This window comes from Halomicronema sp. CCY15110, assembly GCF_016888165.1.
Classification (GTDB): Bacteria; Cyanobacteriota; Cyanobacteriia; order Phormidesmidales; family Phormidesmidaceae; genus Halomicronema.
This window is the reverse complement of record NZ_JACSWC010000170.1, coordinates 1-19,304: the sequence shown is the minus strand read 5'-3', so window position 1 is coordinate 19,304 and position 19,304 is coordinate 1. Positions and strand designations below refer to the sequence as shown.

At 57.1% G+C, this 19,304-nt stretch carries 19 protein-coding genes and 1 tRNA gene; 9 read left to right on the top strand and 11 right to left on the bottom strand.

Going from position 1 to position 19,304, the window contains the following annotated elements; translation table 11 throughout:
- Positions 1–93 precede the first annotated feature (93 nt).
- Positions 94–696 (bottom strand): ParA family protein, encoded by a 603-nt coding sequence (locus JUK32_RS04875; RefSeq protein ID WP_204137729.1) that lies wholly within the window; start codon positions 694–696, stop codon positions 94–96.
- Between the two features lie 4 nt (positions 697–700).
- Positions 701–835 carry a hypothetical protein gene (locus tag JUK32_RS27915; protein ID WP_255538088.1) on the bottom strand — a complete coding sequence of 45 codons (135 nt, stop codon included), beginning with the start codon at positions 833–835 and terminating at the stop codon, positions 701–703.
- A 57-nt stretch (positions 836–892) separates the two neighbouring features.
- Between JUK32_RS27915 and JUK32_RS04870 the strand changes: the two genes are divergently transcribed.
- From JUK32_RS04870 to JUK32_RS04860, 3 genes are all read left to right on the top strand, one after another.
- A complete protein-coding gene (locus JUK32_RS04870; protein ID WP_239112336.1) occupies positions 893–1,591 on the top strand; it encodes a diacylglycerol/polyprenol kinase family protein in 699 nt (232 codons plus the stop codon).
- A gap of 126 nt (positions 1,592–1,717) precedes the next feature.
- Entirely contained in the window at positions 1,718–2,077 is a 360-nt protein-coding gene (locus JUK32_RS04865; RefSeq protein WP_204137728.1) for a translation initiation factor, read from the top strand.
- 195 nt (positions 2,078–2,272) lie between these two features.
- Positions 2,273–4,030: a glycoside hydrolase family 10 protein gene (locus tag JUK32_RS04860; RefSeq protein WP_204137727.1), complete on the top strand. Its 1,758-nt coding sequence runs from the start codon at positions 2,273–2,275 to the stop codon at positions 4,028–4,030.
- 17 nt (positions 4,031–4,047) lie between these two features.
- On the opposite strand, the gene JUK32_RS04855 is transcribed toward JUK32_RS04860, so the two are convergent.
- From JUK32_RS04855 to JUK32_RS04845, 3 genes are all read right to left on the bottom strand, one after another.
- A complete protein-coding gene (locus tag JUK32_RS04855; protein ID WP_204137726.1) occupies positions 4,048–4,809 on the bottom strand; it encodes an alpha/beta fold hydrolase in 762 nt (253 codons plus the stop codon).
- A 42-nt stretch (positions 4,810–4,851) separates the two neighbouring features.
- Entirely contained in the window at positions 4,852–5,019 is a 168-nt protein-coding gene (locus JUK32_RS04850) for a hypothetical protein (RefSeq protein ID WP_204137725.1), read from the bottom strand.
- A gap of 374 nt (positions 5,020–5,393) precedes the next feature.
- Complete coding sequence (locus JUK32_RS04845; protein ID WP_204137724.1) at positions 5,394–6,926, bottom strand: AAA family ATPase; 1,533 nt, start codon at positions 6,924–6,926, stop codon at positions 5,394–5,396.
- A gap of 76 nt (positions 6,927–7,002) precedes the next feature.
- On the opposite strand from JUK32_RS04845, the gene JUK32_RS04840 reads away from it, so the two are divergent.
- The 3 genes from JUK32_RS04840 to JUK32_RS28395 all read left to right on the top strand — a co-directional run bounded on the left by JUK32_RS04840 (position 7,003) and on the right by JUK32_RS28395 (position 10,918).
- Entirely contained in the window at positions 7,003–7,233 is a 231-nt protein-coding gene (locus JUK32_RS04840) for a hypothetical protein (protein WP_204137723.1), read from the top strand.
- A 404-nt stretch (positions 7,234–7,637) separates the two neighbouring features.
- Positions 7,638–8,378 (top strand): hypothetical protein, encoded by a 741-nt coding sequence (locus JUK32_RS04835; RefSeq protein WP_204137722.1) that lies wholly within the window; start codon positions 7,638–7,640, stop codon positions 8,376–8,378.
- A 242-nt stretch (positions 8,379–8,620) separates the two neighbouring features.
- Positions 8,621–10,918: a tetratricopeptide repeat protein gene (locus JUK32_RS28395; RefSeq protein WP_204137721.1), complete on the top strand. Its 2,298-nt coding sequence runs from the start codon at positions 8,621–8,623 to the stop codon at positions 10,916–10,918.
- A 343-nt stretch (positions 10,919–11,261) separates the two neighbouring features.
- On the opposite strand, the gene JUK32_RS04825 is transcribed toward JUK32_RS28395, so the two are convergent.
- Positions 11,262–11,344, bottom strand: a tRNA-Leu gene (locus tag JUK32_RS04825).
- Positions 11,345–11,534: 190 nt separating this feature from the next.
- On the bottom strand, positions 11,535–12,851 hold the full coding sequence (locus JUK32_RS04820) for a hypothetical protein (RefSeq protein ID WP_204137720.1): 1,317 nt from the start codon (positions 12,849–12,851) through the stop codon (positions 11,535–11,537).
- 376 nt (positions 12,852–13,227) lie between these two features.
- On the opposite strand from JUK32_RS04820, the gene JUK32_RS04815 reads away from it, so the two are divergent.
- Positions 13,228–13,800, top strand: a complete 573-nt coding sequence (locus tag JUK32_RS04815; RefSeq protein WP_204137719.1) for a DciA family protein — start codon at positions 13,228–13,230, stop codon at positions 13,798–13,800.
- A gap of 898 nt (positions 13,801–14,698) precedes the next feature.
- Here JUK32_RS04815 and menB read toward each other — a convergent pair.
- The 3 genes from menB to JUK32_RS04800 all read right to left on the bottom strand — a co-directional run bounded on the left by menB (position 14,699) and on the right by JUK32_RS04800 (position 16,553).
- The gene (gene menB, locus JUK32_RS04810) at positions 14,699–15,532 is read right to left on the bottom strand and encodes a 1,4-dihydroxy-2-naphthoyl-CoA synthase (protein ID WP_204137718.1); all 834 of its coding nucleotides are present in this window, start codon (positions 15,530–15,532) and stop codon (positions 14,699–14,701) included.
- A 191-nt stretch (positions 15,533–15,723) separates the two neighbouring features.
- Positions 15,724–15,954: a hypothetical protein gene (locus JUK32_RS04805; RefSeq protein ID WP_204137717.1), complete on the bottom strand. Its 231-nt coding sequence runs from the start codon at positions 15,952–15,954 to the stop codon at positions 15,724–15,726.
- 281 nt (positions 15,955–16,235) lie between these two features.
- Entirely contained in the window at positions 16,236–16,553 is a 318-nt protein-coding gene (locus tag JUK32_RS04800) for a Precorrin-3B methylase (protein ID WP_204137716.1), read from the bottom strand.
- A gap of 195 nt (positions 16,554–16,748) precedes the next feature.
- Between JUK32_RS04800 and xth the strand changes: the two genes are divergently transcribed.
- Positions 16,749–17,534 carry an exodeoxyribonuclease III gene (gene xth, locus JUK32_RS04795; protein ID WP_204137715.1) on the top strand — a complete coding sequence of 262 codons (786 nt, stop codon included), beginning with the start codon at positions 16,749–16,751 and terminating at the stop codon, positions 17,532–17,534.
- 209 nt (positions 17,535–17,743) lie between these two features.
- Here the strand turns inward: xth and JUK32_RS04790 are convergent, their stop codons facing one another.
- Positions 17,744–18,637 carry an NAD(P)H-dependent oxidoreductase gene (locus tag JUK32_RS04790; protein ID WP_204137714.1) on the bottom strand — a complete coding sequence of 298 codons (894 nt, stop codon included), beginning with the start codon at positions 18,635–18,637 and terminating at the stop codon, positions 17,744–17,746.
- Positions 18,638–18,848: 211 nt separating this feature from the next.
- Between JUK32_RS04790 and JUK32_RS04785 the strand changes: the two genes are divergently transcribed.
- The gene (locus tag JUK32_RS04785) at positions 18,849–19,115 is read left to right on the top strand and encodes a helix-turn-helix domain-containing protein (RefSeq protein WP_305037829.1); all 267 of its coding nucleotides are present in this window, start codon (positions 18,849–18,851) and stop codon (positions 19,113–19,115) included.
- Positions 19,116–19,304: the final 189 nt, after the last annotated feature.

The window sequence follows — 19,304 nt, the reverse complement described above, 5'->3', positions numbered from 1 at the left end:
CAATCAGCGATATTGCTGTCCAGGTCAGAGGTTGAGGGTTGAGCGGAGTCGAAACCCGTCTGCGAAATAATTGTGTCTACCTACTTACATGATTTATTCCCACGCGTTCAAGAGCGCTTGGCCCACGGCTTCATAATCCTGCCAGGCGGTCTCTGCTTTGGGGTCTTTAGCGGCGTACACGGGCACCCCAGCCTTGGCCGCTTTTTGATAAACGCTATAGCGCCGAATGCCCTGTTGAAAGACGGGAAGTTGCGCCTCGGCGAGCAGCGATCGCACCTCGGCTTCGGCCTTGGTGGGCTTGGGCGGCATGGAGGTGAGCAAAATCCGGTAGCGGACGTTGGGAATGGTTTTAAGGGTATTCACCGTCAGCACCAGCGCCTCCAGCGCCATCACGTCCGTCGTCGTCGGCAACACCAGCAAATCGCAGGCCGCTGCCAGCGTCGCCAGATCATCCTGGGTGGGGCGGGCTTGGGTATCGATCACGATGTGCTGATAATCGGCGCTCACGATGTCAGGATGCCACTCGTCCAGCACGGGAAAGGGCAGCTCGCCCCGGCCCGCCCAGCCCAGCGCAGAGCGATTGGGGTCGGCGTCAATCAATAGCGTTTCGGCCTGCCCCTGCAAAAAGGTCGCCAGGTGAATGGCAGTGGTGGTTTTGCCCACACCGCCCTTAAAGCTGGTTACCGTCACGATCATGGGTCTACCGTCTGCCTGTTAGGTGCGATCGCCCGCTGCCTTGGCCCCGCCATGGTGGCACCTGGCGACTGCCGATGATTTCAGCGATCGCGAATGCCGCTACTGCCATCAGGGTCGGCGCAGGGGGCGATCGCACCATACCGTTTTTAGCCTATGCAAAGACGGTAAAGTATTTTCACGGCATAGAGGATGTTTTTTGTTAGAGACTCTACTCGATTCGACCCAATGGCCCGGCTTGCTGGCACAAGTCGGGCTGGTCGGCGCTTGGCTAGGCGTGGTCGGCATCATCTCTGAAAGCTTATATCTGACCAAGTCCGTTTCCGTTGAGATCACGCGCAAAATTGTCCACATTGGCGCGGGCAACGTGATTTTATTGGCCTGGTGGCTACAAACTCCAGCGTGGATGGGCATCGCCGCCTCCCTCCTGTTTAGTTTGGTCGCGTTGCTCTCCTACTGGTTGCCCATCCTGCCGGGCATCAATAGCGTGGGGCGCACCAGCCTGGGGACCTTTTTCTATGCCATGAGTATCGGCCTGCTCACGGCTGTATTTTGGACGGAGCAACCAGCATTCACCGTGCTCGGTATTTTGACCATGACCTGGGGCGACGGCATGGCGGCCATTATCGGCCAGTCGTGGGGGCGGCACGGCTACACCGTTTGGGAGATGAAGAAGAGTTGGGAAGGCACCAGCACTATGCTGATCATGAGCTTTGGCGTGAGTCTGCTGGTGTTGGCGACGGTGCACGGGCTGACGCCGACGGTGGGCGCGATCGCCCTCCTCACCGCCCTCACCGCCACATTTCTGGAATCATTTTCGCGCTGGGGCTTGGATAACCTCACCGTGCCGCTAGGCAGTGCGTTTCTGGCCTATGGATTGTGGCAATGGTGGGGCTAAAGATCGCGGCGGAACGAACCCCTGCAGGCACCCGTCAGATTGAATCGATGGTTGGTAAGCTGGTGTTCATTGCCGTCTGATCGGGTCAGACCATAGGATTGCATTGCACGTTCAGGATGACAGGATATGGGTAAACGAAAATCATCGCAGTCGGGTGGACAAGGGGGCGATCGCGCCGTTTACTCTGAGTTTGCCACCGCTCGCACCGCCGCGACGGAACGGGGTGTCCCCGACTTGCCCCCCAACCAACAACAGCTCAAGGTGGAAGTCAGTCGCAAAGGGCGCGGCGGCAAGACCGTGACGGTAATTAGCGGCTTTCAGCACCGCACCGACACCCTCAAAACCCTGACAAAAAAGTTGAAGGCGCAATGCGGCACGGGCGGCACCGCCAAGGAAAACATCATCGAAATCCAAGGCGATCAGGCCGATACAGTATTGGCGGCACTGCAAAAAGCGGGCTACACCGCAAAACGTAGCGGCGGCTAAACGTTCCTCCCCATTCACTCTTCCTTCGGTATCTTCTCCGCGATGAAATTCAGTCACCAGTCTCAGCGATTCTGCACCGGCCTCTTGCTTGGCCTAATTTTGGTCACGACCATTGGCGCGTTTATCCCGTTATTAGCCCAGACGATACCGAACTCCAGGAGCGCGTCTGGTTTAGCGGCGAGGGTGACTGAGACGATGCCCAGCCCCAAGATGTTGGCGCAAAGCAATCCCCTGCCGGGCGATATTGATGGCTACTGGGCCGCTGACTGCATTAATGAGTTGGCGCGTCGCGGGGCCGTGATCATCAACGACTTGCAGCCGCCGCCACCCGACGGCCCGTTTCTGGATTTAGCGCGGTTTTATCCCAACGCCCCCGCCACTTGGGGCGTCACGACGACGATGCTGAACCGCAGCTTTGCCACCGAGGCAGCCTATGGCGGCGCTTCACCCCTGGAAACAGAATTAGGTCTGGCCACCCCGGTCAATATGCTCTACACCTATCCGGCGGACTATTACGAGCCGGGGCGGGCCATCACCCAAGGCGAAGCCGTGACGGCGATCGCGGCCAAAGCCCAGTTGCCCTACGTGGCGAGAGCGAATGAATTGCTGGCGGCGAGTTTGGACGATGGCGATCGCGTGCCGCCCTACGCAGTCGAAGGGACCGCTGCCGTGCTTGCAGCTAATGCGCTCGTCAGCGCCGACCAGCCCCAGCGGGCCAATAGTTTTGCCCCCATCACCCGGGGCGAAGTCGCGGCGTTGGTGTGTGCCGCCAGCCCCGATCTGCAATTGCGGGTTACGGTGGCTCCCGCTCGCCATGCGGTGCCTGCGACCCTCGCCACCCAAGCGGAACCGAGCGCCGAAGTGCGCGGTGTTTGGCTCACCAATATCGACAGCGAAGTTCTGTTTTCTCGCGAGGAAATGGCTGCCGGGATTCAGCGCCTGAAGGCCATGAACATCAACACCCTGTACCCCGTGGTGTGGAATATGGGCTACACCCAATATCCCAGCGCCGTAGCGGAACGGTATTTGGGGCGATCGCGCCGACTCTGGCCGGGTGAAAATCCCACGTTTGAAGCCGCTCAGGGCGATCGCGACATGCTGCAAGAGCTAATCGAACTCGCCCACGACGCCGACATGGCGGTGATTCCCTGGTTTGAGTTTGGCTTTATGGCCCCCGGCGACTATGAGCTGCACGAAACCCACCCCGAGTGGTTTACCCAGCGGCGCGACGGCACCCAAGACATTCCCATGGGAAACGAAGTCTTTACCTGGATGAACCCCTTCCATCCCCAGACGCGCAGCCTGCTGCTGGGGCTTGTGGATGAAGTTTTGGCTAACTACGAGATTGAAGGGGTACAAGTGGACGACCACCTGGGACTACCGGTTGATATGGGCTACGACCCTTATACCGTGGCGCTGTATCGCCAAGAGCATGGCGGCAGTGCCCCCCCCGCTGATGAAAATGACCCCGAGTGGATGCGCTGGCGGGCGGACAAAATCAGCGAGTTCATGGGCGAAGTGCGAAAGGTGATCGATCGCCGCCAACCCGGTGCGATCTTGTCCGTATCGCCGAACCCGTACCCGTTTTCCTATGCCAAGTATTTGCAGGATTGGCCTACCTGGGAGGCTGACGGCATTCTGGACGAAATCATTGTGCAGATTTACCGCAATGATTTGGAACGCTTTGTGTGGGAGCTGAACAAGCCCGCCACCGCCGATGCTCGGAAGCGCACCCCCACCAGCATTGGTCTGCTCAGTGGGCTCAAAAATCGCCCTACTGATGTCGCGTTACTAACTGAGCAACTAGAGGCAGTGCGCGATCGCGGCTACGCGGGCGTGTCCTACTTCTTTTATCAAAGCCTCTGGGCACCGGGCAACGAGACCATGGACGAGCGGGAACGGCAGTTTCAAACCTCGTTTTCCCAAGCGGTAGCGCGCCCGTCGGGTTCCTGAACGGCACCGGGCCTTCGTCAAGCCGATTGCAATAACGAGGTCGCGGTTTCATTGAGCTCGACGGTTTGCCAAAAGTCGGCCACCTCAGTTGCCGTCGCCTCGGCCTGGGTGGCATAGAAAAAGTGGCGACCGTGGGGACATAGCCAGAGGCGATCGCCCGGCTTAAACCAGGGATACCAACCCTGCACCTGCACTGGGTCAACAATGGTGTCGGCTTGCCCCCCGGCGACCAGCAGCGGCACCGAGACACCCCCCGGAAACAGGCTGAATCGTTCTAACGGCGAATGTAGGGACAACGACTCCGCCAAGTCCCGTTCCAGCAGTGTCCGCAAGCCAGACACATAGCGCCGATGCTGCTGCCCAAACAGACGATGCACCATTTGCGTCAGCAGGCGAGTGCGACTGCAAGGCAGGAAGTTCAACTGGGCATAATAATTCGCCTTCCAGTCGATGGCCGGGTTCACACCGACCCCTAAGAGCGTGAGTGATTTCACTCGCTCAGGAAATCTTCGCGCATACACCAGACCCACCAGCCCGCCCGTGCTGTGGCCAATGAGATGCACCGGGCGATCGCAGCCCTTCATGTAGTCATGCAGCAGCGTCAGCGCCACCTCCAAGTCGCTAGGTTCATCCGGCGTTTGCGCATAGCCCCAGTGGGCCACGACTCCACCATGACGATTCAGCGGCACCAGCAATTGCTGTTCTAATCGTCGAAAGCTGGGATTCACGCTGAGCCAGAGGGCATTCGGCGTGTCGGCAGTCAAAATTTGAGTGGTCATAAAGATCTATCAAATAATTCGAAATACAAGCTTTGAGGGACATTAGCGATCGCGGCGCGGGCCTCGACCCGAGGCGGACAGGCCCCAACTACCGAGCGACTGCAACGCGGCGATCGCGTTCAACTGCGCTCCCTGACTGCCCACAAACGCCACATCCACCAACCACGCGATCGCTTCCTGCTCAATCGCCATGAATTTTGCCCGCATCATGCTGCCTCCTTACCCCCTTGAATCAATCAGCTCGCTTATTGACTTTACTTCTCAATAAACTGAGATCACTATAATCCATAATGATTCTCAACAAGGAAATGTAAAGGATTGTGTCGCAGTGCTCTGGCCAATCGACCGGAGGCTAGTTCGTGCTGGCAGGCGCTCGCAATTTTTTCCTGAGAGGTAATTGTAATGAAGGGTCTGGTCAGTTCTCTGGTTCAAGCATTCTCTTCTGTTCGGTCATTTAGGGCAGTATTAGTCGGGGGAGAATACCGAGCGATCGCCATCACCGCCACCGATTGTATGGCGACTATTGATATTTATTTTTCATTAAAAGGGAAAGATCGCCCGCTGCCGTGGGGTGGCCCAAGGGATTACTTGACACTCACAAACCGCTCTTGGGCCATCATTCTCAGGGCGTGTAAATCTTCGCGACGGCTGATGGAAAGGGGCACCGTCGATTTCACTTCGTTGATGATCAATTCTGTATCCACCGGGCGCTGCTCATAGATGGCGCGATAGAGCGACGTGATAATCACTTGCTCAATCTCGGCCCCGCTAAAGCCATCCGTCGCCTGCACGAGAGCCGCCAGTTCAAAGCGCCGAGGATCTTGTTTGCGCCGCATCAGGTGAATTTGCAAAATCCCCGCCCGCTCCGTCTCATCCGGCAAATCCACAAAGAAAATTTCGTCAAAGCGGCCCTTGCGCAATAGCTCCGGGGGAATGCGGGACAGGTCATTGGCCGTCGCCACCACAAACACATCGCCCGACTTTTCTTGCAGCCAGGTGAGAAAGTAGCCAAACAGCCGCCGACTCAAGCCGCCATCGGCGTCGCTGTCCGACTGGCCCATGCTTTTCTCAATTTCATCAATCCACAAAATTGCCGGCGACATGGTTTCCGCCAGGGTGACGGCGCGGCGAAAGTTCTTTTCCGATTCGCCAATAAACTTGTCATACAGCCGCCCTGCATCAAGCTTGAGCAGCGGCATTTGCCATTCGCGGGCGATCGTCTTGGCCGCCAGCGACTTGCCACAGCCCTGAATGCCCACAATGAGAATGCCCCGAGGCGTCGGCAAATTAAAGGCTTTGGCCTGGGACCCAAAGCCAACTCGCGCCCGCTGTAGCCACTGTTTGAGGCCGTTAAAGCCGCCGAGTTGGGCAGGGTTCATCTCGGGCGGCACGTAGTCTAAGAGGCCATCTTCGTGCAGTACCTGTACTTTGCGCTGCAAGACGCGCTTCACATCGTCGGCGGTGAGTTTGCCGTCATCCAGGGCGGCAAAGGCGATTACCTTACGGGCCTGCTGTAGCGTCATCCCCCGCATGGCCTGCACGAGTTCGTCGATGCCATCGGGCTTGATTTCGACGCTGATGCGGCCTTTGAGCGATCGCACCACTTCGGAAATCGCCCGATACAGCTCATCCGGTTCGGGTAGCTTGAGGTCAAAGTAAACCACGTCTTGGGAAATATCCGGCGGCAGGATAATGCTGTGTCCGGTGATGACCAAGGTTGAGCGATTTTGGGCAAATTGCTGAATGACTTCTCGCAATTGCCGCCGCACCACTTCATCCTCTAAATGCGGCCCCAAATCTTTTAGCCAATAAATGGCTTGAAACTGGAGCTCGGAGATGTGTTTCAGGGCATCAACGGGCTCGGTGGTATCTTCTAACGCCTGGGGTTTTTGCGCCCCTGGCGGCGCATATTCGTTCGTCCAGCGGTTCTGACAGTTGCCCTGCGATCGCGTCAATCCCTGCGCCACACTCCACTCAAAAACGGCCATTTGCAGATCGTTGATCGCCGTATTGATCAACGTCCGTACCCGTTCTTCTTCCACCGTTTCAATCACAATGGCGGAATGAAACGACATCACCAAAGTTTGAAATAACCGAACGCTGCTGGCAAAGGTCATGACGATTACTGGAAGGTTACTAACCGTCAGGATGCCCCAAGCCTAAGGCTGGTCATCACCAGGACGCGATCACAGCATGTTTACCCGCCAGGCTAGCAGCCATCACGATCCGCCGCTCTATTCCTCAGTGGGCTCAGGTGCCCATGCAAAAGGGCTGGGCATTGCCCAACCCCTACTGAATTATGAATCGACGGCGATGCCATCAGTCGCCTTACCGGGTACCGGCCCCTCGGGTGCGCGTTGGAGTGCCCCGCTGGGTGGGGCGATACAGTTTGGCGTGGCGATTGCGACGTTGAGCCCTGGGTGAGGTGTAACCGGAACGCTGGATGCTAGACATAAGTCAATTCCCTAATTTCACTGTGCTTGGAGTCAAGCTTCATGGGTGGGGTACGGTTTTCCGGAAGCGGTATCCGCCCGGCCACCGACGCCCCCAACTTGTTCGCCAGACCCTATGTTGATTTAAGCATTATAGAAATGGGCGATCGCCCGGACTCAATCACACGTTACAGCCCGGCAGCCGGTGACGATGTCGGTGAAACGTCAGTAAGATAGCGGTTGGCGATCGCCCGACCCTGGCGGCGGTGCCGGGGGAATTCTCGGCAACTCTCCTGATACCAACTTCGATAAGGTACAAAGGTAACAGCCTAGAGCACGCGACAGACTCGCCCCCCGCGAGGCGCGATCGCTCCCTAACTTCCAGAGGACATCATCATGGCTCGCTGGCCTTGGCTTCTCGGACTCGGACTGTGTGCGCTTTTGGGGGCCTGTGAGCCGACCTCTAACGCTTCCTCCCCTGCGTCCGACAGCACTACCTCCGAGGTGCCCCCGACGGATAGCGATAGCACCGATACCGATACCGATGCCGATGCCGATGCCGGGACATCGGTAGACGTGCAGTTGCCGGATACCGTGGTTGTGCCGGGCGATCGCGTCGGGCCAATTACCCGCGACACCAGCCGCGATCGCTTGGTCGAGCTGTTTGGTGAAGCGGCGCTGACCGATACCGAAGTGGCTGTGGGCGAAGGCTTTACCGAGTCGGGCACCGTCGTCGCGGCCAACGGTGACGCAGCCTTTGCGGTGATTTGGGTCGATGACAGTCAAGCCGCACCCGCAACTGTTAAAGACTTTGGCCCCGCCTGGGAAACGCCCGAGGGTATCGGCATCGGCACGTCATTTGCGGAATTGCAGGAAATTTTGGGGCCGTTTGAGCTGTACGGCTTTGGGTGGGACTATGGCGGCACCCTCGTCCTCGAAGGTTCGGAACTTTCGGGATATTACGGCTCGCTCATTTTGCGCGTGCAGCCCGCCGACCCTGAGCTCTTTCAGCAGCAGTCCGGAGCCTTTCAGGCGTTGTTAGGCGACAAGTTAATCGCCTCTGACAACCCGAGTTTGCCCGATCTCAACCTGGTAGTGGACGAAATGATTGTGTATATCAATCCCCCGGCAGAATAGCCGCCGCCGGCTCAAACCTCGTCCCGCTGAGTTTATCTAACGCTCACAATTCGGTTTAAGACTTTCTTCCTGATTTGTCGTCTCCAGTGGGGAAAACAGGATCAATGTCACTGATTTGATGACTTCACTCTGGCGTCTCAATCAGTGTGATGAAAGTCCTGATTCGTCTAAGTATGCGATCGCGCTAGCCCCCACAGCGGTTGGTCGTAGCCCTGCCTACCATCGAGTTGTGAGTGCATCCTGTGAATCATCAATCTACGTCTCGTCGCTGGTCTCCCCTTGCCGATTACGCTGTCCTGCTGAGTTCGGGAGTGGGGGCAGTGGCCTCCCTCGCCACGCAAAATGCGGCGATCGCCACCGTGCCCATGACGGCCCTAGTCGCTATGGGCCTGCTCAACCGGCGGCGGGTCGAGCAATTCATGCAGCGCGGCGATCGCTCCCTAGCCGAGTTGGAAGCAAACCTCACTTCAGAAGTGGCAGCCCTGTCAGACCAAGTATCAGCCCTGCCGACCCCCGAGGCCATTACCCAATTGCAGCGCTCGGCCATGGCCTACAGCGATCGCAACATCACCCACTGCATCGAGTCCATTGACCGGGCCGAGCGATCGTTTAACCAGCGCCTGGGCCAATTAGCCGCCCCTGACTTGAGTGGTCTACATCAAGAGACGGCAGCCCTGCGCGATCAATACACCGAAATTTGCACCTCGGTCAGCAACCTGAGCAAGCAAGTCGAGCGCTTGTCACACCTGCCCCGCATGGAGACGACCGAGGCCGATGTTGCCCAGTTAAAAACCGAAATCATGCAATTGCGCGTCAGCCTGGAAAGTGTGGGCAGCGAGAGTAAAACGGCCCAAGCCACCCTGCAAGACGCCGTGCGCCACCTCGATCGCCGCTTGCGCCAAGTGCCCAAAGGCGCTGACCCCAACCTGCTCAAGGGCGAAGTGCGGGAACTGATCAAAGCCGTCTCTGACCTCGTGCCGCGCCGCGATTTTATGGCCCTCAGCGAAAAGCTCACGATTGTGCAAGAAAGCCAGGAATCGCTGCGGCAGACCCTGGATCAACTGCGCTCCACCACCGCCCTCGCCTCGCTCAACGGTCACGCTCAGGCCACCTCTGTCCGCGATATGCAACAGTTTCAGACGGAACTGACCACATTGTCAGCGGGGCTCCAGCAAGTCGAAGCGCGCTTAGAAGATATTTCCGTCCCTTTTGACATCACAGCAGAAATTCGCGGCACCACCGCCACTTATCTGAGCGGTTTGCAGTGGCAACTATCCCTGCTTGAGCAGCAAACCCAAGATCTGCTGGCCCAGCAACAAGACTGGACACCCTTGTCCAACGGCCACGTGTCCAGTCCCCGGCACCCTCTGCCCGCAAGCCCCCAACCCGAGCAGCAGCGCTGCGAATGGCTGATGGCGCTACGTGGGCAGCCGTCAGCGTCCGGGGGATCAGTGATCGACCAGGCCCTCTTTAAAGCCCTGGACGAGGTGACTGAGCGCTTAGTGTTGGTCTGGCCGTGGTCGGCGACCGTGGCGCTGGATCAACATTTGGTCGAACGTTTTACAGCGTTGCTGGCGGGGGGCTGTCGGTTAGAGATCGGCTGGTGTCATCCGGGCGATCGCCACCAAGGTCGCTTGCTCAAGTCCATCGCGCAACAGTGGCGACTCACCACGGCCCAGCGCCGCCTGCTGAAAGCCACCCTCAACCTGCTGCTGCCCCTCAAGCAGCAATATCCCGATCGCTTCTCTTTCAAAATCCTGGGTACTAAAGAGCAGTTCATTCTGTGTGACCAGCAGTATGCCATTCTCGGCTTGCAGTCCTTACCCGCCACGAGCAGCGTCTTTCCAGAACTGGATGTGCGGGTCAAGACCCACGACACCGCCGTCATTACCCAACTGCTGCGCCGCTTTGAACAGCCCGATGTGCTCCCCGAAGATGCTGACGCTTACTTTAATCGTGCTGTGACCCGCTATGACCTGCGCGATGCTGAAGGGGCGATGGTGGACTATGCCCAAGTGCTGCGGTTAACGCCGGATGATGCGGTCGCGCTGAATAATCGCGGTCTGATTTGGGCGGAAAGAAAGCAATACCAGCGGGCGTTAGAAGACTTTGAGCACGCCCTCAGCCATGCCCCACAGTTATTTGCCGCCCGCTGCAATCGCGGTTGGTTGCAGATGCAGCGCGGCTATTGGGATGACGCGATCGCGGATTTTACCCAAGCCATCCAAACGCCAATGAATGTGGCAATCCCCTATTTTTATCGGGGGTGCGCCCGCCAAAATTTGGGCGACAGCTTGGGGGCGATCGCTGACTTTACCCAGGCGATTCAGAGCAACCCACGAGCAGCTTTACCCTACTGCCATCGCGGCGCGGCGTACCAACGGCAGGGCGACTTCAACCGCGCCATCCACGATTTAGAAACAGCGGCCTCCCTCATGCACGCCCAAGGTGATCATCGGGCGTTGGCCCAGGTCACCCAAGCGCTAGCTTCCCTCAAGCGAGTTGAGCTAACGCAACCCATGGCCCTGCATTCAGCCTAGCGGTCTGTTGTGCCGCCATCAGATCCTGATGATGTTGGGCCTAGCAGCCTGTTTGAACAATGCCGAATTATCAGACCCGAGCGTGGTCTGATAATTCGTGAGACCAAATCCTATTGGCTTACCCCGATTAAATCCCAGTGCGTCCGGGCTGAGCTCGGCGTTCACGCAGTGCCCCCCCAGGCGCAGGTGCCAAGTCTGGCCGGGGATATACGAACCGGATTTAGTCTAAATCGCTGATATGGGAGACTTCGCCATGTGCACCCAACGACCCTATACCCAAGCTAACGCCAGCACTCACCATCGGCGCGTCATTAAACTGGGGCAAGATTATCTTTGATTCAAATGCGGATGAAAGGACTTGAACCTTCACGTCACGAGGACACTAGAACCTAAATCTAGCGCGTCTACCAATTCCGCCACATCCGCAAGCTTATCTATACTATCCGACAGTTTCACGATTGAATAGCCTGTCTGGCGCTTCTCTTTGCGGAAATCGCCAAAGCATCGACTCCAGGGTCGATCAGCCTCAATGAATCAGGGCAAACCAGCGCAAGCAACGAGGTATTAAACTGCGGCGGCGATCGCTCCATCATTCGCTGGAGCGATCGCCGCCTAACTAAGGAGCGTAGACTTCAACCTCAAGACCTTGGTTGCGCAGTTCTTCCGTTAAGGCGGCGGCCCCTTCGGAGGTATTGAAAGCACCGAGTTGAATCCGTGCTCCCACATCAAAGTTCCGCACGTAGGCATCCTGCACCACTGTTCTCGCATCATCCAAGGACGGATCGCCAGTGTAGTCAGTGACCACGTAATAAGCACTCTGGGGCGACGCACTCGCTGGACTACTGGCTACCGATGGCGCTGCTGAGCTGGGCGGTGCGGGCTGGGTTTGAGCTTGTGCAGGGGGGGCGGGTTGCGTGGTCGGGGCCGGGGCAGCAGGCGCTGGGGCGGGCGCAGGCGCTCGATAAACGGGCGCAACGGGCTGAGGGGCCGGGGTCGTGGTGGTGGGGATTTGGTTCACCTGCCGGGGCGTATTGGCGGCCTCGCGTCGGATTGCGGCGGCGCGATCGCCCTCCGTGAGCGTCTGCGGATCGTCAGTGGTCGGTGCCGTAGCCAGTTCGTCTGCCAAGGACGTGGCACCCGATGGCACGGTGCTGAGATTATTCAGCCCCAAATCCGCAAATTCCCGCTGCGATAGATCAGGACTCAGCGGCGTCAGGGGCGGCTCGGAGTTCTCGGCCAGATCCGCCGTGGCGGCATCGCCCTCAGTCTCCCCCTCTGCCGTCGCCTCGGCGTCGATATCATCACTGGGGAACAACCACGCCAGTGGCGTTTGCTGAAACAAGTTGCTGGCGGCAGTGGGATTGACTAGCAAAAAGCCCAGCCCCGCCGTGGAGACCAGTAACAGCAGCAAAGCACCGAGCCCCAGTGGCGTGAGCCATGGCTTTGCGTAACGGCGGGGTGTCCGTCCGGCGGGCTCCGGGCCGGGGGCAGCCGGGTCAAAATTTTCTAACAGCGCTTCGGAAGAGGGCATATAAGTGCCCTGTGCCCCTTGGGGTTGAGGCACGATCGCGCTTCTCAGAGCGGCGACTTCAGACGTAGACGCCATGACCATGCCTGGAGGCGACTCAATGGGCTGCAGCCGAGGATTGGGCGGTGGTGGCGGCGGCATCGCCCCAGTGCGGGTGCCCGGAGTGGCGGCGGGAACGTTGATCAAATTTGGCGAGGGCGGGCGACGGGACCGAAACTGGGTCGGCGGCACCCCCGGATGCGCTTCACCGCGCTTGGCATAACGATAACGGGCCAACTCATAGTCCAAGTTGATGTTGAGGCTCGACAGCGTGCTCCTCAGCGCGGGCTGCAAGCCTTCTAGCAAGGATGTTTGAGCACTATTGGCCACAAAGTTGGGCCGTTGGGGCGCAGTGGAGGGGGTCATGGGCTCGCCTCACAGAGGAACAAAAACAACAATGTCTGAACTGAAGCGTCCAGACTGCCGCAGGGCGATCACCGTAAAGGTAGACCGGGGCGCTCGCGATCGATGCGACAAAAGTTGGGTCGCGTGACGCCATCAAAAGCGATCGCTGACCAAAACTCGCACTTAGTTATAACAATGTCTGCCGAAAAGTGAACAGTAAATCCCGGAAGTTTCGGCCCTTTTTCACAAAAATCTCTATATTTAGGGGTGTGGTCACGAAATATTCTCTAGCGGTGGCGGCCTCCCCTCTCGGGCACAACGTCTGATTAGGCCGCGCAGCGATCGCCCCCGTCCACCTGTTAGTGCCCCTAGTGCCACGACCGGAGCCCGCAGCTTTATGCAGTCGATTCACACCCTGATGCAAACCCTAGAGCGATCGCCGCAATGGCAAGCGAATGCGAGTTTGCGGCGGGTGCTGGCAAAATGGCCGCAATTAGTGGGCGCAGCCGTGGCCCAACATAGCCGTCCCACCAAAATTCATCGCCAAGCATTACAGGTATCAGTGTCTAGCGCCGCCTGGTCGCAGACGTTGACCTTTGAGCGATCGCGCATTTTGCAAAAGCTGCACGCCGCCCTGCCCGAAACGCAGCAAACCATTCAAGACTTACGCTTTGCCACCGCCGACTGGCATCGCCTCACCCAGCGATCGCAGCCCACAGAACGCCCCACCCTGGCGGATCACCCCAGTTGGGCCGAGTCGCCTCACGTCCGGACCAAGGTTGGGCCGCTCACCGCCCAGGAAGCGTTTCAGCGGTGGGCCGATCGCAAGCGTACTCAGCTAGCCAGCCAGGGCCACTGTCCACACTGTGGCAGTCCTTGTCCAGCCTCGGAAGTGGGCCGTTGGGGCATGTGCGCGGTGTGCATTGCCCATCAGTGGTATCGACCCCAGACCCAAAATCGCCACAGCTAACGCTGCCGCCATTGCTCCAGCTGTTAACGGTTGGGGGATCAACCCCAAGGGCGATCTAGAGTATTGGATCGTCCAATGCTGATTGAGTAATTGGGGAATTCGTCAGATCTTGGCCAAAGTAGTCGCTAAAAGCCGAAAACCAATCTTGTTTGAAAGACTTCCCGATACAACTGCTAGCAGCGTCGACCCGAAAAATATGTGTAGAATGAGCACTCTCGATCCCCAATCGAAGCTTCAAATCGCTGGAGTCGCGCCAAAAAATTAGCAGTAGAGATTGCCAAGAAAAATGTATTTGAAAGCACTAAAAGATTTATAGAGTTAATCAAACTGGATCCCTGGCAACATCTCGCCAATAGATAGCCTGTTTCTCTGTAAAGAAATCCATTATAGATTTCTGAAGCAAATGTAAAGAGAATGTGAACCCTCAAATAGCCCCAAATAGACCTAGAGCAATTGATACTCTTAGCTCTGGCAATTTTTTATCTATGAAAAGGAGAATAATTCATTAGGGAAAATGATGGCTTAAATGTATTTTGGGATGAACTTATAATGGATGCTTCTCAGTTGGGTGTTTCTTGTTGTCAACGCTGTCGCCACTTTTCGTTGGCAGGACGACGAGGCGGTCATTGTGGTCAGCTCAACGTGATGGTCAGGGGTCGCTGGTCGGCTTGCTCACTGGCGACACCGGTCTTTGTAGAGCCGATGAGCACCGTCATTTCGCCCACAATTGCAGCTTGGCCCCAAGGCCTTGTGCTCAACCATCCAGATTTTGAACAGTTGGAATCCGGTTATTTACAAGAAACAGCCTAAGCTTGGGGCGATCAGCAGTTGATTTCACCCCCTCGATGATTACGGAGTGGACACCAGACAGCCTATCTGCAAGTCTGGTGTCGAGGGGTTAGGGAAGCCAAGGATAGTCGCGGAAATCGGGCGATCGCTTTTCCAAAAAGGCTTGTTTGCCCTCGCTCCCTTCTTCGGTCATGTAGTACAGCAGGGTGGCGTTGCCCGCGAGTTCTTGCAGTCCCGCTTGGCCATCACAGTCGGCGTTAAACGCAGCTTTGAGACAGCGAATGGCGATCGGACTCTTCGCTAAAATCTCCCGCGCCCATTGCACCCCTTCGGCCTCTAAGCTGGCAATCGGAACGACGGTATTGACCAAGCCCATTTCCAAGGCGTCTTGAGCCGAGTATTGACGACACAAATACCAAATTTCCCGCGCTTTTTTTTGCCCCACAATGCGGGCGAGATAGCTGGCCCCAAACCCACCGTCAAAGCTGCCGACCTTGGGGCCAGTCTGACCAAAAATGGCGTTGTCGGCGGCGATCGTTAGGTCACACAGCACCTGCAACACATGACCACCCCCGATCGCATAGCCCGCCACTAAAGCAATCACCACCTTCGGCATGGAGCGGATAAGACGCTGCAAATCTAGGACGTTGAGGCGCGGCATTCCGGCTTCGTCGATGTACCCGGCCTGCCCCCGGACACTCTGATCCCCGCCAGCGCAAAAGGCATATTTGCCATCGGTATGCGGCCCCGCTCCCGTGAGTAGCACAACCCCAACCGAGGTGTCTTCTCGCGCATCGGCAAAGGCATCGTACATTTCGACCACGGTTTTAGGACGAAAGGCATTGCGTTTGTGGGGGCGATTAATCGTAATCTTGGCGATGCCCTCGGCCTTGTGGTACAGAATGTCTTCGTAGGTTTTGGCAGCTTGCCACTGAATATCCATGTCATTTGGCTGAATGAGGTCATGGACTAGCTTAGAGGCGATCGCCCCTCTTTCGCGCAAGCCCAGCGCAGACCGGATGCGGTCATGACTGAGGCTGAGTGAGAGAACTCTGTAGACTGAGGCGCGGGGGCGAGAGGCAGTGCAGAGCTAGGGCGGCATGTCTGAGGGATCGACAGCCTGTGCCTGAGGGTTCAGTCCTGCTCATCTAGGCTTAATTCGCCGTCCCAAACGCGCTCTTGCAAAAGACGAAAAAGGCGACACATACCTGGGGTGATCTGCCCAGACCGCAGCATGGCGGCTTTAATGCTGGTTTCTTCTGCATGGGTGATTTGCCCATCGCTGGCCGCTTGCACCATCAGCGCTTCTATTTTTTGATACGTCGAGATCATGGCTCTATGGGCGGATAGTTGTTCAATATTCATGGGGTGTCTCCGGTTGTGGAGCATCGGACAACCCGGGATCAATTGTCGGGATGCGATCGCCCATCGCTTGCCACGACCTCACCGCCAGCCTGTTTCCATGGCATCACTGATAGGACACGAAGCGGCATTATCGATCTTGAGGTCGGTCAGCAACGAGTAGACCATCTAGCTTTAAATGCTATTCGCAGCCGGGGGAAAAAACGTGATCTCCTTGGGGATCACACAGTCTGTTGAAGTTCGTTGCAGATATTTATCTGCTGTAGCAGCCTGCAATGGTTTGGTCAGCGCCGGGGCGATCGCGACTTTTTCCCTCGGCGGGATGAGTGCTTAGGGGTTTTCCCGTTGCCGTTGCCCGTGGGGGGCGTGCGGTGCGCGCCAAAGTATTTTTCGCTGCGATAGCGCAACCAAATGCGCAACTGCTGAGGGATTTTCTCCTTTTCAGCTTTGCTCAGCGTGTTGTAGAGCGTCAGGGCCTTTTCTCGTTCGCCCCGGCAGGCGGCATTATTGTGCGCATCCCAATAGCTCCGCGCCACCCGAATGCGGCGGCACACTTCTTTGACTAAGGCATCCCCTTTGAGCGGTTCTGGCGAGGCAGGCATTCCACAATTTCCCATGTCTGTCCTTTAGTTTGCCAGGCTTCTCCTAAATACCGCTATGTGACACTATCAACACGGGGCCTCCGTTGCGCTGGTGGCCCATTGGCGCTGTAGTCTAGCGATCGCCCTCAGCCTGGCTTATCGCACCTTTAGTCAGCAGCCACTTTGTTACTCGTTTTGTGTGTCTAATCTCCCTGCATGAAAATCGCTACCTGGAACGTTAATTCCGTCCGCAGCCGCCTCACCCACGTCACCGACTGGCTAGCCGAGCACCCCGTCGATGTGCTGTGTCTGCAAGAAACCAAGGTGGTGGATCAAGACTTTCCCCACGCGGCGATTCAAGCGGTGGGGTATCAAGCTCAAATCAGCGGCCAAAAATCTTATAACGGCGTCGCGCTGCTGAGCCCACAGCCCTTACAGGATGTGAGCGCTGGCTTTACTCCTATCGTCGGGGCAGCGGCTGTGGGGGATTTAGACGACCAAAAACGGGTCATTACTGGCGTGTTGGATGGCGTGCGCATTGTGAATTTGTACGTGCCCAATGGTTCTTCTATCGGCAGCGAAAAATACGAGTACAAACTGCGCTGGCTCACCCTGCTCAAAACTTATTTAGAAAAGCTATTGGCCGATCATGATGCCCTGCTCGTCTGTGGCGACTTCAATATTGCCCTAGAAGACCGCGATATTCATGATCCCGAAGGCAAGGAAAAGCACATTATGTCGTCGCCCAAAGAGCGGGAAATGCTGACAGAGGTGTTGTCAGTCGGGCTCCAAGATGCCTTTCGCAAATTTACCGACGACGGCGGCCACTTTAGCTGGTGGGACTATCGCGCCGCGTCCTTTCGCCGCAATCGCGGCTGGCGCATCGACCATCACTACCTGTCGCCCACCCTCTACGATCGCGCCACCAGTTGCGTGATCGACATTGAGCCCCGTCGCCGCGAAAAACCCAGCGACCACACGCCGGTCATTGTCGAAATTTAGCTGAGGTTTAAGATGATGTCCTCTGGAAGTCACTTGCAAGAATGGCTGTTTGTCGCTGGCTATTTGTCGTTGCTCGTCTTTGTGGTGGGGGCCGTGATCACCTCAACTTCGCGTTCAGACTAAACGCCGCTGCGGGCAATCAACTGTGCGCTATGGAGCCGCTAACTCCGAGATCTCAACTGACCGGGGCAATGTCTGCAAGAGGGCCTCTAGTTGGGCGCGATCGCGCAGCCGCAATGTGAGGTAGCTGCTGGTCTGTCAGCATCCGCAAGCGTATGCTGACAGACCAGCAGGGTACCGGCCCGTTGCCAGCGTTCAAACAGGGCCATTGCGTCAGCGCTGGGAGCTGGGGGCGTCGCGGCGGCTGGCGCTGGCCGATGGATGACCACCATAAAACGCTTGTGGGTATCGTGGCCGAAGTCAGGGAAATCGGCCAGGGGCGGCAATTGGCGCGGGGTTTCGGTAAACAGCCCAGAGAGTCGCTGTGCTAGCTGCTGGAGGTAGGCAGCTCGCTGCTCGACGGAGACGCGCACGGGCGACCACGCAATGAAGGGGTCTAAAGGCAAAAAACCGTTGAACCAAAAAATGCCGTGATGAATAGGTCGCAAAATCTGGTCCATAGCGGGATTCACGCCCCAGCCATCATAGGCCGTGGGGCCGCCTCCGGTAGTCAGCATTACCAGGGCGCGTTTGGTGCTCTGGCCGATGCCCCCTTCATAGAGTTTGCTCCCGCCATAAATGCGGCCCATGGCCAACACGCGATCGCACCACCCTTTCAAAATGCCGGGCATACCAAACCACCACAGCGGGAAGTTAAAGATCAGCGCATCGCAGTGTTCCAATTTTTGGATTTCGGCTTCGATCTCTGGACTAAATCCACTCACTTCAGTGGCGTGCAGTTCTTCTTGTTGCTGCTTCAAATAGTCAGGGTTGCGGGTCATGGTGAAATTGCGGCGATCGGAAACGGGATCAAACCCCATCGCGTACAAATCGGACAATACGACCGTGTGTCCCGCCTGGGTCAGCGTCGTGACGGCCTGCTGACAGAGGGCCGCAGAGAAACTTTGCGGCTCATGATGGGCATGAATCATGAGGATATTCATCGACGTAAGGCTCCCAACGCGAGGGGGTGACAACTCAATGTGGAAATCCTAGAATCGAGCTAATTAATACGCAAGTACTCACAAAAAAGTCGGGTACTAATCTTTTTGTCAGTATGCCGCCTGCAACACCACTCACGCCCCAAAAACAGCCACTCTTGAACTGCCCCGTCACTGTGACTCTGGCAGTGTGATTGGCGGTAAATGGAAACCTTTGATTCTGTTTCACCTGCTGAATGACGGCGTCCATCGCTTTGCCGAACTGCGCCGCAAAATGCCGGGGATTAGTGAACGCATGTTGACCCAACAGTTGCGAGAGTTAGAAGCCGATGGGATTGTCCACCGCGAGATTTACCCCGAGGTACCGCCCAAGGTGGAATATTCCATCACGGCATACGGCGAGACCCTGCGCCCCGTGTCTGAGGCGATGTGCCACTGGGGCCGCAAGCACATGCAGCGGACAACAGCGATTCACCCCTGACCGGATTACCTGCAATATTCTGAGTCGGGGCACAACGAAAATCGTGTTTAGCATTGGGCAGTTCTCAATGACTCAGGATGTAAGTAGATAGGCAAAATCATTTCACAAACGAGTTTCGACTCCGCTCAACCCTCAACTTCTGACCTGCCAAGCAATATCGCTGATTGAGCGGAGTCGAAATCAGCCACC